This window comes from Streptomyces sp. NPDC001204 (assembly GCF_053598035.1).
The window spans coordinates 246,640-260,683 of sequence record NZ_JBSFJL010000001.1 but is presented as its reverse complement, the minus strand read 5'-3'; the positions used below and the strand labels follow the sequence as shown (position 1 = coordinate 260,683).

The following is a 14,044-nucleotide window of genomic DNA, read 5'->3' as shown; positions in this document are numbered from 1 at the left end:
GGAACGGTGGCCTTCCTGAGGCCCTGATTCCGTGTTCTACTTGCATATCCGTACGGACTGGCTCACCCCAGTCCCCCAGACGCCGAGAGGAGGCGAGCCCAGTGATCACTATCAAGACCAGCTCCATCAGCACCGCCAAAATGACCGATCGCTCGGTCGTCTCCCTGTGCATGCTCGGCGCCTTCAACCAGGGCACCGGTCTGTCCGGCATTGCTGCCGCGCGTCCGGAGTCCTTTATGTCCCTCGCGGGTCTTCCCGTCCGTGAGCGTGACGAGCGACCGACCGAGGCACTGGAAGCAGTAGCGGCAAAGGTGCAGGCCTATGCCGTTCAGGCGGCCGGTGCCGGCAACCGGGAGCAGACGAAGCAGCACCACCTGACGTGGGCCTTCCGTGGGCCAGAACCCTGGAGTGATCCAGCCTGATCGCCGATCAGGCCGGCGCCTTCAGGGCCGCGGAACCCCATCCGGGATCCGCGGCCCTTCTGTTTTCCCCGAACGGGGACAGCGGAGCGAAGGGGCCTCGGGACAAGACAAGAACCCGGTAGCCGGCCGACACCCGGCCGACACCCGGCCGACCGGCCGACCCGAACAGACGAGGAAGACGAACCGTGCAACTCGAAGCGCACGTCCCGTCCGTACCGCCTTCCGACACGATCCCCAAGCCTGGTCTCACGGAGGACCCCGCCTTGACCCCGCTCACCCCGCTCACGCCGCTCACCGCGCTCACCGCGCTCGACGACGCCATCGAGAACCTCGGCGTGCCCGTCCCGTGCCGCTCCTACGACCCGGAGGTCTTCTTCGCCGAGTCGCCGGCGGACGTGGAGTACGCCAAGTCCCTCTGCCGCACCTGCCCGCTGATCGAGGCCTGCCTCGCCGGCGCCAAGGAGCGGCGTGAGCCCTGGGGCGTCTGGGGCGGCGAGCTGTTCGTCCAAGGTGTCGTCGTCGCCCGGAAGCGGCCGCGTGGCCGCCCGCGGAAGAACCCGGTCACGGCATGAACACCGCAGGAACGATCGACCGCCCCCTCACGCACGACCCCCAGAAGCAGGCCCCGATGAAGCCGTCCGCCAGCGAGCCCGCAGGCTCCGCGACCGAAGACGTCACCACCACCGGCGCGAACGAATCGCGTCAGAACAGGAACCGAGAGATGCAACTCATCCCAGAAGCGCTGGCTCGTGCGCATATGCGCGAGCGGCTGCACGAGGCGGAGAGGGAACGCCAGGCCGTACGCATGGCGGCCGCCCGCCGGATGCAGCGCCGCGCCGAGCGTGCCTCGCTGCGCGCCCGCCGCGCGCTCGCCATGGCAGTGATGCACTGACCGACAACGCCGTTCCACACCGCTTGGCGGTGACCTCCCGGTCCGGGAGGCCGGAACTCTCCCCGCGGGGGCCGGTCCGTTCGAACGGACCGGCCCCCGCGGTGCGTTGTTCCCGCCGATCAGCGGCCCGGCGGTATGGTCGCGGGGTGACGAGTCTTCCCGGAGGCACGAACCACGCGAGCGCGGCCCACGCGGGCACGGCGCACCACGGCACCGACCGTGACGGTACGGACCACGACGGCGGGAGCGCGCAATGTCCCGCCCTGGTGTGCGCGCGCTGCGGCACCCCGGCCGAGGGCCTGCCGCCCACGTGGACCTGCTCGGTGGAGAACGGTGCGCGGTGCTACTTCTGCGACGCCTGCTCCCGCGAGAACCTCCGCTCGATCGAGGGGCGCCTGGACTCCGCCTGGTGGTAGTCCCCCCGCGCGTTCACGCCTCGACGGCCGACTGCTCGTCGTCCGGCTCCTCGCCCTCCGGACGGGCGGCGAAACCCGGCAGCCACTCCTCCAGCTCCTCCCGCAGCCGCACCGTGGCCCCCAGCTGGCACAGCACACCGATGGTGCTGAGCGTGACCCGGTGGATGAGCAGGTACGACGGGGGCAGATTGAGCTGCTTGCCCAGTTGGTAGGCGGGGGAGCGGGGATCGGCGATCCGGGCCGCCTGGCTGCGCATCCAGCCGCGGGTGAAGGCGAACTCCTCCACCTGTGCCGGTTCGATGATCGGCAGGAGGTAGTCGAGGACGGCGTCCGGGTCCAGCTCGATGGACTCCTTCACGAAGCCCTCCGCGGAGAGCATCTCGTAGACCGCTTCCGCCTCTCCGTCGAGCGCCATGCCCAGGGCTGAGCCGATGGGCGCAGGCAGGCCGCCCGGAAGGCGGTCGACGGTGCCGAAGTCCAGGACGCCCAGGCGCCAGTCGTCCTCGCCGTCCGGTCCGCCGGGCAGAAGACGGAAGTTGCCGGGGTGCGGGTCGGCGTGCAGCAGGCCGGTGCGGGCCGGGCCGGAGAACAGGAAGCGGGCCAGCAGCTGGCCGGCCCGGTCACGCTGGGCCTGGGTGCCGTCCGCGATCACCTCGGACAGCGGAACGCCGTCCATCCACTCGGTGACCAGGACCTGCTCGCGCTGGTGGACGACCGCCGGGACGACGACGTCCGGGTCGTCGGCGAACTCCTCGGCGTGCGCCTGCTGGGCCTGCGCCTCCAGTCCGTAGTCCAGCTCCTCGGAGACGCGGTCCTTGAGCTCGGCGATCAGGGGCTTGATGTCCACGCCGGGAACCAGCGGCCCCAGCAGGCGGGCGAACCGGCTCAACTGGGTCAGATCGGATACGAGGGCGTCACCGGCGCCGGGGTACTGCACCTTGACCGCGACCTCGCGGCCGTCGTGCCACACCGCCCGGTGCACCTGCCCGATCGAGGCCGCCGCGGACGGCTTGTCCTCGAACTCCTCGAACAGCTCGCGCCAGTGCGCGCCGAGCCGCTCCTCCAGCACGGAGTGCACCGTGCGCGTCGGCATCGGCGGCGCCGCCTCCTGGAGCTTGGTCAGCGCGACCCGGTAGGGGCCGGCGACCTCCTCGGGGAGCGCCGACTCGAAGACGGACAGCGCCTGCCCGAACTTCATCGCCCCGCCCTTGAGCTCGCCGAGCACCTTGAACAACTGGTCGGCCGTGCGTTGCTGCAGCTCACGGCCGACGAGATCGGCTGACTCGCCCACGATCCGTTTGCCGAGTCCCCAGGTCGCTCTCCCGGCGAAACCGAGCGGGAGCGCGGCGAGCTTGGCGGTCCGGGTGACCGCCTTCCGGGGAAGATCAGACATGCGCCCTCCAAGTCCCAGCAAGCCGCGCCGCGTCTGCCCGACGGCAGGGCGTCGATGACGGCCGTTGCTCAGCCATTGTCGCGCGTGGCTCCCCGTTCTCTGAGGCCCGCTCCCTCTCGGTTTTCCCGGCCGCGCCGCACGGACAGGACGGATGCGGCCACACCGGTCGCGCGCGCCAGTTCAGTCCGGGCAGTGAAACCTCCCAGCGGGCGCCCGTGCTGGAGGGCGACTCCCCGTCCAGGAAGGCGAGTGCGTGCGCGGCCGACAGGGCGGCCACGGTCGCGGCGAGAGACAGATCACACGGACGTACGTGACGTGGCCCGCCCGAGCGCCACTGCGCCACCAGGCGCGGCCACGTCCCGTCCCGGTCCGTGCGGTCCCGGTGCAGGCAGCCGGCGCAGCCGGTCTCGCCGGGCAGGACGAGCGGGCCCACGACGCCCGTGCCCTCCACCACCCCGGCGTACAGATGAGGGGTGCCGGACTCGATCAGGGCGGCGGCCGCGGACGGGTCGGGCGCGTGCACGGCGATGTCGTCCCGCGGGGCGAGGACCACCAGGGTGAATCCCCGCTCCTCCCGCTCGGGCTGCGTCCGGGGGGTGCGGCGGGCCGGACGGTCCGGGGCCGCCGCTCGCACGGCCCGCCGCGCCGCGGTGTCCCGGCGCTCGCCGACGGCCTCGGCGGACAGTCCGCCCGGGGCGACGTCCCCCGGCTCCACGCAGCCGCCGTCCCGCACGTCCACCTCCCCGACTCCCGCCCCGGACAGCAGTGCGGCCAGGGCGGCGCCCACCCGGCCCGCGCCTTGGACCTGCACGCGCGTCTCACCTCGGGCGGCGAGGCGTTCCATCGCCTCGCCCGGTTCGCGGGTGATCAGGGAGAGGGAGGCGAGATCGGGCCCCAGCCGGTCCATGGCCTCCTTCCGCTCCCGCAGCGTGTCGGCCGCCGCGCCGCCGCCCCGGGCGTCGTCCAGGAGCCCGGCCCGGGCCAGCCGCTCCATCAGACGGTCGGCATGGCCGTCGGGCAGATCCATGCGGCGCGCCTCCTCCCGCAGCAGCGGCAGTCCGCGCGTGCCGTTGAGCAGGTCCAGGAAACTGCCCGTCGCGGTGTCCAGCGGGCCCAGTGTCATCGCGTGCGCGGGAGTCATCCCGAACTGCACGGTGCCGAGATCACGCCAGCCGCGCCGAAGCGCGGGTTTCACCATCGGATGCATGCGAGCCCCCGTAGCCCGTAGAAGGAGAAGCATCGAAAAGAACGAAGCGAACGAAAGCGAAGGAAACGAACGAAGCGAACGAAGCGAACGAAGCGAAGGGAACGAAGGAAGCGAAGGAAGCGAAGGAAAGGCATCGAAAACGTCCTCGTGCGCCGGGGTGAGCCGGTCCGAGCCGCCGCCGACGACTGTCACGACGGCCAGCATGCCGGGCCCGGACAGCGGGTGCCGGAAGTTGTCCACAGGCGGTGGGTACTCGTCGTACGAATCGGACCCTCGGTGGAGGATCCGCACGGAACCGCTCCGCACCCGGGACTTCTCGTCCTCGCACCCGGTAACGTCGGGGCGTGTCCGCCGACCCACTGAACCGTGCCGGAACGCCACAGCGCGGCAAGACGAGCCGGCCCCCGGAGGGCGCGGCGGCGAGCGAGATCGAGGTCCGCAGGAGCGCCCGGCGCCGCCGGACGGTCTCCGCGTACCGCGAGGGCGGTCGCACCGTCGTGCTCATCCCCGCCCGGATGTCCGAGGCGGAGGAGCGGCGCTGGGTGACCGTCATGCTCGACAAGCTGGCCGCCCAGGAGAGCCGGCGGACGCTCGGCGACACGGAGCTGGCCGAACGCGCCGAGCGGCTGTCCGCCCAGTACTTCGACGGCCGTGCCCGGCCCGCCTCGGTCCGCTGGGTCACCAACCAGAACACGCGCCGGGGCTCGTGCACCCCGGCGGAGGGCAGCATCCGTCTCTCCCACCGTCTTCAGGGGATGCCCGAGTACGTCGTCGACTACGTACTGCTGCACGAGCTGGCCCATCTGCTGGTCCCCGGACACGGCCCCGACTTCTGGCGGCTGCTGGAGGCGTACCCGCGCACCGAGCGGGCCCGGGGCTATCTGGAGGGGGTGGCCGCGGCCGCGCGGCTGCCGCATCCGCCGGGGACGCGCGACGAGTGACCGGGCCGCCGGGGGCGTCCGGTACCGCCGGACTGTGTTTGTGTACCGGGTCTGTACCGACTTCGTCCGGTGTCGGAGTTTGCCGTTAGCCTGGCGCGACGCACTCGCACTCGGGACGGGGGACGGTCGTTACGCATGCCCAGGGAATTCCAGCGCGGCCACAAGGCCAGGATCAGTGACCTGACCGCGGGGACGGATCTGTACGTAGGCGTGCAGATCTCGGCACCCGGACTGACCGTCGACATCAGCTGCTTCGGGCTGGACGCCGACGAACGCCTCTCGGACGACCGGTACTTCGTCTTCTTCAACCAGCCGCAGTCCCCCGAGGAGGCCATCCAGCTGCTGGGTGCCCAGGCAGGCGACACGGAGTCCTTCCGGGTCACGCTGGAGAAGATCCCGCCGCACATCCGGAAGCTGTCGTTCACGGCCGCCATCGACGGTGCCGGGCAGATGTCGCAGATCGACTCCGGATACCTGCGCATCGTGGCGGGCGGGGAGGAGGTGGCCCGGTACGCGTTCGACGGCTCGGAGTTCTCCACCGAACGGGCCGTGATGCTGGGCGACTTCTACCTCAAGGACGTGTGGCGGTTCGCGGCTGTCGGCCAGGGCTTCGACGGGGGCCTCGAGGCGCTGCTGAAGAACTTCGGCGGCGAGGTCCTGGAAGAGGAGGAGGACCCCGCCGCGGGCCAGGACCCGCAGCCCGGTGCCGCTCCGGCCTTCGCCCCGCCGGCCCAGACCACCGCGCCCCCGGAATTCGCCGTTCCCTCCGGGCCGGCCGCACCGGTTCCCGCCGCTCCCGCGCCGGCCGCACCTGCTCCACCCCCGGCCGCACCTGCTCCACCCCCGGCCGCCCCCGCGCCGCAACCCGCCGCGCACGGCTTCACACCGCCCCCGGGAGCCACCCCACCGCCCCCGCCCCCGGCGCCGGGTCCCGCGCCCTCGGTGCACGCGGCGCCGACCATCATCGCCCCCCTGACCCCGCCCGGCGGTCCGGTCCCGCCGCCCGCCCCGGCGCCCGCGCCCCACGGGCAGCCGCCGTACGGCCAGGCGCACGGTCGGACCCCGCCCCCGCCGCCCGCCCGGTACCAGGCGCCGCCCCCGCCTCCCGGCTACGGTCACCAGCCGCCGTTCGGCCAGGTCGCCGGCCAGTACGCGGCGCCGCAGGCCGCTCCCCAGGCCGCCGGGGTGTCCGCCGCGCTGAACCTGTACAAGGAGGCGCCCACCGGCCGGCGCTGGACCCTGCAGAACAGCAAGCTGATCCGCGCCGACCTCGGCACGGAGGGGGGCCGGCCCGTGCTGGCCCGGCAGGGCAGCATGGTGCTCTACCAGGGCAAGGTCGACTTCACCTACAAGGGCGCCGGCTTCGCGGGCCGGATCACGGGCAACGTCACGGGCCAGGAGATGCAGCTGATGCGCTGCACCGGCCAGGGCCAGGTGTTCTTCGCCGAGAACTCCACCCACCTGCATCCCGTCGAGCTCCAGGGCGACGCGATCTGCGTCTCCGCCGAGAACGTGCTCGCCTTCGACGAGAGCCTGGAGTACGAGGTCCGCCGCGTCGAGGGACACGGCATCCCCGGCGGCGCCCTGTTCACGATGCAGTTCCAGGGCACCGGCACGATCGTCGTCAAGACGCACGGCACACCGGTCGTCCTGCCCGTGACGCCGACGACGTTCGTCGACTCCAACGCCGTGGTCGCCTGGTCGGCCGCAGCCCAGGTGATCGTCTCCAGCCAGGTGCGGATGCGCCGCAACGCCTACCCGGGCGACACCGGAGAGGGCGTCAACCTCCAGTTCCGAGCCGCCCCCGGCAACTTCGTCGTCGTCCAGCCCTACGAGGTCTGAGGGAGCCCGTCATGAACCAGCCGCTCGCGGGTTACACCCCCGCACCCGTCACCGCCCGCATGGAGAACCACGGCAGCCACATGCTGAAGGTCGCCATGCAGACCGGGAACGACCTCTTCGCGCGCGTGGGGTCGATGGTCGCCTACGAAGGCTTCATCCAGTACGAGCCCAGCCCGTCGGCCGTGCGCCAGATCGCGCGCGACTGGGTCACCGGCGAGGGCGCCCCCCTGATGAAGTGCACCGGCGACGGACTGCTCTACCTCGCCGACTACGGAGCCAACGTCGTCGTCATCAACCTCGGCGGTGACGCGATCTCCGTCAACGCCACCAACCTGCTGGCCTTCGACGCCGGCCTGACCTGGGGCGTCGAGCGGGTCAAGGGGCTGGCGAAGTTCGCCGGGCAGGGCTTGTGGAACACCAGGATCTCCGGACAGGGCTGGGTGGCGCTGACCTCCCGGGGCGAGCCGATCGTCGTCGACTGCGGCGAGGGCGAGAACGAGACCTACGTCGACCCGGACGCGCTCGTCGCCTGGTCGCCGAACCTGAAGGTCAAGGGCAAGCGCAGCTTCCGGGCGCAGTCCCTGATCGGCCGGGGCAGCGGAGAGGCCTACCAGATGGCCTTCTCCGGTCAGGGCATCGTCGTCGTACAGCCCAGCGAGGACAGCACCGACCGCCTGCGGATGCGCGGCTGAAGGGGAGACAGGAGACCATGCAGAGCCCGCTTTTCGCCTTCAACGACGCCCAGACGCAGGAGCGCTGGAGCCTGCAGAACAAGCAGATGCTGCGCGTCACCCTGGAGGGCCACGACGACGTCCTCGCCCGCAAGGGCACGATGGTCGCCTACCAGGGCATGATCGAGTTCGACGCCGAGTACCAGACCGGCAGCCAGGCACGCACGCGCGCGTACACAGGCGAGGGCCTGGACCTGATGCGCTGCCACGGACAGGGCACGGTCTACCTCGCCAACCTCGCCCAGTACGTGCACATCATGGACGTCGAACAGGACGGCCTGACCGTCGACAGCAGCTATGTGCTGGCGATGGACTCCTCGCTGTACCACGAGGCCGTCGCCGTCGACAGCATGTACGGCATCTCCGGCTCGGGGAAGTACCAGCTGAACATCACAGGCCACGGCAGGGTCGCCCTGATGACCTCCGGCGCGCCGCTGCTGATGCAGGTGACGCCGGACAAGTACGTCAACTGCGACGCCGACGCGATCGTCGCCTGGTCCACCGGGCTGCGCGTACAGATGCAGGCCCAGACGCACTCCACCGGCGTGTGGCGGCGCCGCGGCAACACCGGCGAGGGCTGGGAGCTCAGCTTCATGGGCAGCGGCTACGCGCTCGTCCAGCCCAGCGAGCTGCTGCCGCCGCAGAACGCGGTGATCGGGCAGGGCCTCGCAGCACAGTTCGGCATGGGGCAGCAGGGGGCGCGGGGACAGAACCAGGGGAACGTCTGGGGCTGAGTCGAGGCCACGGGCAGGGGCGACCACCAAGGCGGTCGCCCCTCGCACGGTCGGAGCGGGGTCAGAGCCTGGCGCGCGTCGCCTCCAGCAAGCGGACGACCGACTTGTCCGCCACGTCCGGTACGTCGTCGTAGGCGAACCAGCGCAGATCCAGGGATTCGTCGCTGATGGCCGCCACCGCTTTGCTCGGCGCGAGCGCGGCGTACTGGACGTCGAGGTGCCAGGCGCACGGCGTGTGGTGGCGGTCGAGGCGGACGGGACCGCCGGGCAGCAGGGTGAGCCCCCCGATGCCCGACTCCTCGGTCGCCTCGCGCAGCGCGGCGTCCGCCAGCGTGGCGTCCTCCGGCTCGCAGTGGCCGCCCATCTGGAGCCACATGCGCAGCTTCCGGTGGAGGGTCAGCAGCACCCGGCCGTGCTCCGGGTCGATCACCAGGGCGCTCGCCGTGATGTGCCCGTCCGCGCAGGCCTTCCACATGCCGTCCGGACGCGTCCGCAGGTGCTCCAGGTAGAGCGGGCGCAGATCCTCCTGGTCCCCGTACTCCCGCAGGACGAGGACCGCGTCGTCATGGAGGCTCACTCGGCGCCGTCGCCCTTGTCGCCCTTGTCGCCGTTGTCGTTCTCGGCCTTCTTGTGCAGGTCCGGCTTCGGTGCGGAACCGCCTGCCGCCTCGCCGAGCATCCTGTCCAGCTCGGAGAAGTCCATCTGCTCGCGGTGCACGAAGCCGTCCGGGTCGTCCAGGTCGGCGGCGGTGGGCAGCATGTCCGGGTGCGCCCACAGGCCGTCGCGGCCCTCCACCCCGCGCGCGTCGGTGAGCGAGGCCCACAGACGGGAGGCGTCCCGCAGCCGGCGCGGGCGCAGCTCCAGGCCGATCAGCGTGGCGAACGTCTGCTCCGCAGGGCCGCCCGAGGCCCGGCGGCGGCGCAGCGTCTCGCGCAGCGCGTCGGCGGACGACAGGCGCGGCTTGGCCGCCGCGTGCACCACGGCGTCCACCCAGCCCTCGACGAGGGCCAGAGCGGTCTCCAGGCGGGCCAGGGCGGCCTTCTGCTCCGGGGTGTCCTCCGGCTGGAACATGCCCTGCTGGAGGGCGTCCTGCAACTGCTCGGGGTTCTGCGGGTCGAACTGGCCGACCACGTCCTCCAGCTTGGCGGTGTCGACCTTGATCCCGCGCGCGTACCCGTCGACCGCGCCGAACAGGTGCGAGCGCAGCCACGGCACGTGCGAGAACAGGCGCTGGTGGGCGGCCTCGCGCAGGGCGAGGTACAACCGCACCTCCTCCTTGGGCACGCCCAGGTCCTTGCCGAACGCCTCGATGTTCACCGGCAGCAGCGCGGCCTTGCCGGCCGGGCCGAGCGGCAGACCGATGTCGGTCGAGCCGACGACCTCGCCGGCCAGCACGCCGACGGCCTGGCCGATCTGCGTGCCGAACATGGCGCCGCCCATGGAGCGCATCATGCCGATCAGCGGGCCGGCCATGGCCTGCATCTCCTCCGGCAGCACGTCGCCCATGGCGGTGCCGACCCGCTCGGCGACCGGGTCGACGAGCTCCTGCCACGCCGGCAGGGTGGCCTCGACCCACTCCGCGCGGGACCATGCCACCGCGGAACCGGCACCCGACGGCAGGGACGTCACGTCGTCCAGCCACAGGTCGGCGAGCCGGACGGCGTCCTGGACCGCGGTGCGCTCGGCCGGGCCGACACTGGCGTCCTTGGTGCCGTCGGAGGTGCCCTGGGAGACCGTCTGGCGGGCGATCTGCTTGGCCATGTCCCAGTTCACCGGCCCGCCCTCGTAGGAGAGCATCTGGCCGAGCTGCTGGAACGCCGCGCCCAGGTCGGTGGGGTTCAGCGAACCGAACATGGCTGCGAGCGGATTGTCGGCGCCGGGCCCGCCAAAGCCTCCGGCTCCGGGCAGTCCGAAACCGAACGGGTTGGCCGGTCCCTGCTCACCGCCGCTCTGCTGGTCCTTCTTCTTGCCCTCGTCGCCGTCGTCCGGCTCCTCCGGCGGAAGGCCGAATCCGAATGGGGTGTCACTCACGGGGTTCCTCGGCTGGTAAGGCCACCGGTTCTCTCCGGCGGCGCGGCTGCCCGACAACACCACCCAGCGTAGACACCGCGAGCGGTTCGGGCCTCGGTGCTTCGCCGACAGAACGCCTGCGGCAGGATGGATGCCACCTGGTACGTACGCGTCATTCGCGCCCGTATGTGAAGACAACCGCTGGAGACGCCCGGTGAGTTCCCCAGATCCACAGGTTCGCGCAGCGCGAAACCACGAGAGCACTCCCGCCGCGCGCGGGCCCGTCGTCGCGGTCACCGGAGCCGCGCGCGGGGTCGGCGCGCTGCTCACCGAGCGGCTCGCCGAGTCCGCCGAGGTCAGGCAGGTCATCGCCATCGACGAGCGGCGCGGGGAGTGCGCGGCGGCGCAGTGGCACATCCTCGACGTGCGGGATCCGGCGATCGCGGAGAAGCTGCGCGGCGCGGACGTCGTGGTGCACCTGGCGCTCGACCTCGACCTGGAGACCGATTCGGCAGCCCGGACGGCGTACAACGTCCGGGGGACGCAGACCGTGCTGACCGCGGCGGCCGCGGCCGGGGTGCACCGCGTGGTGCTGTGCACCTCCGCGATGGTCTACGGGGCGCTGCCGGACAACGAGCTGCCGCTGTCGGAGGACGCGGAGCTGCGGGCGACCGCCGAGGCGACCGGGGTCGGGGACCTGCTGGAGATCGAGCGGCTGGCGCGGCGCGCGCCGCGGGCGCACCCCGGGCTGAACGTCTCCGTGGTCCGGCCCGCGGTGCTGGTCGGAGGTACGGACACCGCGCTGACCAGGTACTTCGAGTCGCCGCGCCTGCTGGTCGTGGCCGGGTCGCGGCCCGCGTGGCAGTTCTGCCATGTGGAGGACCTGTGCAGCGCCCTGGAGTACGCCGTGCTGGAGAAGGTCGACGGGGAGCTGGCCGTCGGGTGCGACGGGTGGCTGGAGCAGGAGGAGGTCGAGGAGCTCAGCGGGATCCGCCGGATGGAGCTGCCGTCGGCGGTCGCGCTGGGGGCGGCGGCCCGGCTGCACCGGATCGGGCTCACGCCGTCTCCGGCGGGGGACCTGGCGTACACGATGTACCCGTGGGTGGTGAGCGGCAGCCGGCTGCACGACGCCGGGTGGCGGCCGCGGTGGACCAACGAGGAGGTCCTCGAGGCGTTGCTGGAGGAGGTGTCCGGGCGGCACACGGTCGCCGGGCGGCGCCTGGGCCGCAAGGACGCGACGGCGGCGGGGGCGGCCGGGGCGACGGTGGCCCTGCTGGGCGCGGCGGCGGTGGTGCGGCGGGCCCGGAAGGCACGCCGGCGCTGAGAGGCGGGCCGCGGGACACTTCGGACGCGGCCGTCCCTGTCCGAGGCGGTCAAGGCGGTCCCTGTACGGGGGGCCGAGACCGTCCCAGTACGAGGCGCCCCCAGTACGAGGCATCCCCTGTACGAGACTCCGAACCGGCACGCGCGCGTGCCGGGTGATCGCGCTATTCCCCGGCCTTCCGCGTGTGCGGCACGATGGACACATGGCAGCCACCAACGATCATCCCGGCGAGTACGCCGCCGAGGACCCCATCAAGCTGATCGGCGTCAGGGAGACCCCGCTCTCCCTGGACGAGGTGTTCGAGGCGCTCGGGGACGACGCCGCCGGCGGTACCGCGCTGTTCGTGGGGACCGTGCGGAACCACGACGGGGGCGCCGGTGTCGACGCGCTCGGGTACTCCTGCCATCCCAGTGCGGAGGCGGAGATGCGCCGCGTCGCCGAGAAGGTCGCCGCCGGGTACCCGGTCCGGGCGCTGGCGGCCGTGCACCGCGTGGGGGACCTGAAGGTGGGGGACCTCGCCGTCGTCGTCGGGGTGTCGTGTCCCCACCGGGGCGAGGCCTTCGAGGCCTGCCGGAAGCTGATCGACGACCTCAAGCACGAGGTGCCGATCTGGAAGCACCAGAGGTTCTCGGACGGTACCGAGGAATGGGTCGGCGCCTAGCCCGCCGGCGCCCGGCTCGCCCATGCCCGGCGCTCGGAGCCCCGTCGCCGCGGCTCCGCTTGCGTAACCGAACCCCTGGCGTGAGCGTTGTCAGTACGGATGGTTAATCTGCTGATCAGTCAGTTGCTGTCGCTCTTTTGGGGTTGGGAGGCCGGCATGGCGGCGCTCGCCTGGTTGCTGATTCCGTTGATGGCTGGGATAGGCGGCGGCCTGTGGGGGAGCTGGGCGAACCGGACCCGCAAGGCGCGCAGCGACGGTCCCGAGCTGGACGGCTACGCCCGTTTCCGTGAGGCCATGGAGAGGTCCCACTCGGGTACATGAGCGTTCCGCCCTGACGATGCGCTGACAGAACCGTCCCGTACTGTCGAGACATGCCACGCCGCACCGCGACGATGCTCGCCTCCACCCTGATGCTGATCGCGCTCCTGTGCGCGGGAGTCCTGTTCCCCGTGCCCTATTCGGAGATGTCACCGGGGCCGACGGTCAACACCCTGGGCGAGCACGGCGGCGAGCCGGTGCTGCAGATCTCCGGCCACAAGACCTACCCGGCGGACGGCCACCTCAACATGACCACCGTCCGGGTCACCAGTGCCGACTACCGCATGAACCTCGTCGAGGCCGTCTACGGCTGGCTGGCGCACGACAGCAAGATCGTCCCGCACGACACGCTCTACCCCGACGGCAAGACGGAGGAGCAGTCGACCCAGGAGAACGCTGAGGAGTTCACCCTCTCCCAGGAGAGCGCCAAGGTCGCGGCCCTGAAGGAACTCCGCATCCCGGTGCAGTCCTGGGTGATCGTCTCCACGGTCGTCAAGGACACCCCGGCGCAGGGCAAGCTGCACGCGGGCGACGTCATCAGGGCCGTCGACGGCACGCCGGTCAAGCAGCCCTCCGACGTCTCCAAGCTGGTCACCAAGCACGAGCCCGGGCAGAACGTGCTCTTCACGATCGTGCCGGCCAAGGAGCAGGCCGACGCCGCGAAGCAGCACAGGACGGCGACCGTCACCAAGGACGTCACCATCACCACCACGCAGTCCGCCGACACCGGGGCCAAGCGGGCCATCGTCGGGATCTCCGCCGGGACCGATCACACGTTCCCGTTCACGATCGACATCAAGCTCGCCGACGTCGGCGGCCCGAGCGCGGGCCTGATGTTCGCGCTCGGGATCTACGACAAGCTCACGCCGGGCAGCCTGACCGGCGGGAAGTTCGTGGCCGGCACCGGGACGATAGACGACGACGGCAAGGTCGGCCCGATCGGCGGGATCGAGATGAAGACCGTCGGCGCACGCGGCAAGGGTGCCCGGTTCTTCCTCACCCCCGCCGAGAACTGCGCGGCCGCCGCCAAGGACACCCCCTCGGGGCTCACCCTCGTCAAGGTGCACACGCTCGACGACGCGCTCACCTCGCTGAAGGACATCCGCGGCGGCAAGACCGCCGATCTGCCGAAGTGCACGGCCAAGGGCTGACG

16 protein-coding genes are annotated in these 14,044 nt (G+C 71.8%); 12 read left to right on the top strand and 4 right to left on the bottom strand.

Features of this window, described 5'->3' with window-relative positions; translation table 11 throughout:
* Positions 1-101: 101 nt before the first annotated feature.
* The 4 genes from ACWC91_RS01215 to ACWC91_RS01200 all read left to right on the top strand — a co-directional run bounded on the left by ACWC91_RS01215 (position 102) and on the right by ACWC91_RS01200 (position 1,730).
* Positions 102-422 carry a hypothetical protein gene (locus ACWC91_RS01215; protein WP_450642988.1) on the top strand — a complete coding sequence of 107 codons (321 nt, stop codon included), beginning with the start codon at positions 102-104 and terminating at the stop codon, positions 420-422.
* Between the two features lie 185 nt (positions 423-607).
* Positions 608-994, top strand: a complete 387-nt coding sequence (locus ACWC91_RS01210) for a WhiB family transcriptional regulator (RefSeq protein ID WP_401778228.1) — start codon at positions 608-610, stop codon at positions 992-994.
* A complete protein-coding gene (locus ACWC91_RS01205; protein ID WP_225075475.1) occupies positions 991-1,314 on the top strand; it encodes a hypothetical protein in 324 nt (107 codons plus the stop codon). The genes ACWC91_RS01210 and ACWC91_RS01205 overlap by 4 nt, the downstream gene beginning before the upstream one ends.
* Positions 1,315-1,460: 146 nt before the next feature.
* Complete coding sequence (locus ACWC91_RS01200; protein WP_281155703.1) at positions 1,461-1,730, top strand: hypothetical protein; 270 nt, start codon at positions 1,461-1,463, stop codon at positions 1,728-1,730.
* Positions 1,731-1,743: 13 nt separating this feature from the next.
* On the opposite strand, the gene ACWC91_RS01195 is transcribed toward ACWC91_RS01200, so the two are convergent.
* Positions 1,744-3,123: an ABC1 kinase family protein gene (locus ACWC91_RS01195; protein WP_450644863.1), complete on the bottom strand. Its 1,380-nt coding sequence runs from the start codon at positions 3,121-3,123 to the stop codon at positions 1,744-1,746.
* Entirely contained in the window at positions 3,116-4,330 is a 1,215-nt protein-coding gene (locus tag ACWC91_RS01190) for a TOMM precursor leader peptide-binding protein (RefSeq protein WP_225075477.1), read from the bottom strand. The genes ACWC91_RS01195 and ACWC91_RS01190 overlap by 8 nt, the downstream gene beginning before the upstream one ends.
* Positions 4,331-4,674: 344 nt before the next feature.
* Between ACWC91_RS01190 and ACWC91_RS01185 the strand changes: the two genes are divergently transcribed.
* The 4 genes from ACWC91_RS01185 to ACWC91_RS01170 all read left to right on the top strand — a co-directional run bounded on the left by ACWC91_RS01185 (position 4,675) and on the right by ACWC91_RS01170 (position 8,578).
* A complete protein-coding gene (locus ACWC91_RS01185; RefSeq protein ID WP_450644861.1) occupies positions 4,675-5,271 on the top strand; it encodes a M48 metallopeptidase family protein in 597 nt (198 codons plus the stop codon).
* 135 nt (positions 5,272-5,406) lie between these two features.
* Positions 5,407-7,113 (top strand): TerD family protein, encoded by a 1,707-nt coding sequence (locus ACWC91_RS01180; RefSeq protein WP_450725744.1) that lies wholly within the window; start codon positions 5,407-5,409, stop codon positions 7,111-7,113.
* An 11-nt stretch (positions 7,114-7,124) separates the two neighbouring features.
* Positions 7,125-7,805 (top strand): AIM24 family protein, encoded by a 681-nt coding sequence (locus ACWC91_RS01175; protein WP_450643900.1) that lies wholly within the window; start codon positions 7,125-7,127, stop codon positions 7,803-7,805.
* Positions 7,806-7,822: 17 nt separating this feature from the next.
* Positions 7,823-8,578 carry an AIM24 family protein gene (locus ACWC91_RS01170; protein ID WP_225075478.1) on the top strand — a complete coding sequence of 252 codons (756 nt, stop codon included), beginning with the start codon at positions 7,823-7,825 and terminating at the stop codon, positions 8,576-8,578.
* A gap of 61 nt (positions 8,579-8,639) precedes the next feature.
* Here ACWC91_RS01170 and ACWC91_RS01165 read toward each other — a convergent pair whose 3' ends face one another.
* Both ACWC91_RS01165 and ACWC91_RS01160 read right to left on the bottom strand, forming a co-directional pair.
* Complete coding sequence (locus ACWC91_RS01165; RefSeq protein ID WP_225075479.1) at positions 8,640-9,155, bottom strand: NUDIX hydrolase; 516 nt, start codon at positions 9,153-9,155, stop codon at positions 8,640-8,642.
* On the bottom strand, positions 9,152-10,609 hold the full coding sequence (locus ACWC91_RS01160) for a zinc-dependent metalloprotease (RefSeq protein WP_225075480.1): 1,458 nt from the start codon (positions 10,607-10,609) through the stop codon (positions 9,152-9,154). Before ACWC91_RS01160 ends, ACWC91_RS01165 begins: the two co-directional genes overlap by 4 nt.
* A 193-nt stretch (positions 10,610-10,802) precedes the next feature.
* Here ACWC91_RS01160 and ACWC91_RS01155 point away from each other — a divergent pair, with 193 nt between their 5' ends.
* The 4 genes from ACWC91_RS01155 (at position 10,803) to ACWC91_RS01140 (ending at position 14,042) form a co-directional block, all read left to right on the top strand.
* On the top strand, positions 10,803-11,912 hold the full coding sequence (locus ACWC91_RS01155; RefSeq protein WP_225075481.1) for an SDR family oxidoreductase: 1,110 nt from the start codon (positions 10,803-10,805) through the stop codon (positions 11,910-11,912).
* A gap of 202 nt (positions 11,913-12,114) precedes the next feature.
* Positions 12,115-12,573: a molybdenum cofactor biosynthesis protein MoaE gene (locus ACWC91_RS01150; RefSeq protein ID WP_225075482.1), complete on the top strand. Its 459-nt coding sequence runs from the start codon at positions 12,115-12,117 to the stop codon at positions 12,571-12,573.
* A gap of 99 nt (positions 12,574-12,672) precedes the next feature.
* Positions 12,673-12,894: a hypothetical protein gene (locus ACWC91_RS01145; protein ID WP_376503407.1), complete on the top strand. Its 222-nt coding sequence runs from the start codon at positions 12,673-12,675 to the stop codon at positions 12,892-12,894.
* A 50-nt stretch (positions 12,895-12,944) separates the two neighbouring features.
* The gene (locus ACWC91_RS01140) at positions 12,945-14,042 is read left to right on the top strand and encodes a YlbL family protein (RefSeq protein WP_450643901.1); all 1,098 of its coding nucleotides are present in this window, start codon (positions 12,945-12,947) and stop codon (positions 14,040-14,042) included.
* The last annotated feature ends 2 nt before the right edge of the window (positions 14,043-14,044 follow it).

Coding starts and splice junctions, on each gene's coding strand:
- ACWC91_RS01205 (WP_225075475.1), top strand. CDS start 991: ATGAACACCGCAGGAACGATCGACCGCCCCCTCACGCACGACCCCCAG.
- ACWC91_RS01195 (WP_450644863.1), bottom strand. CDS start 3,123: ATGTCTGATCTTCCCCGGAAGGCGGTCACCCGGACCGCCAAGCTCGCC.
- ACWC91_RS01190 (WP_225075477.1), bottom strand. CDS start 4,330: ATGCATCCGATGGTGAAACCCGCGCTTCGGCGCGGCTGGCGTGATCTC.
- ACWC91_RS01180 (WP_450725744.1), top strand. CDS start 5,407: ATGCCCAGGGAATTCCAGCGCGGCCACAAGGCCAGGATCAGTGACCTG.
- ACWC91_RS01175 (WP_450643900.1), top strand. CDS start 7,125: ATGAACCAGCCGCTCGCGGGTTACACCCCCGCACCCGTCACCGCCCGC.
- ACWC91_RS01170 (WP_225075478.1), top strand. CDS start 7,823: ATGCAGAGCCCGCTTTTCGCCTTCAACGACGCCCAGACGCAGGAGCGC.
- ACWC91_RS01150 (WP_225075482.1), top strand. CDS start 12,115: ATGGCAGCCACCAACGATCATCCCGGCGAGTACGCCGCCGAGGACCCC.
- ACWC91_RS01145 (WP_376503407.1), top strand. CDS start 12,673: ATGGTTAATCTGCTGATCAGTCAGTTGCTGTCGCTCTTTTGGGGTTGG.
- ACWC91_RS01140 (WP_450643901.1), top strand. CDS start 12,945: ATGCCACGCCGCACCGCGACGATGCTCGCCTCCACCCTGATGCTGATC.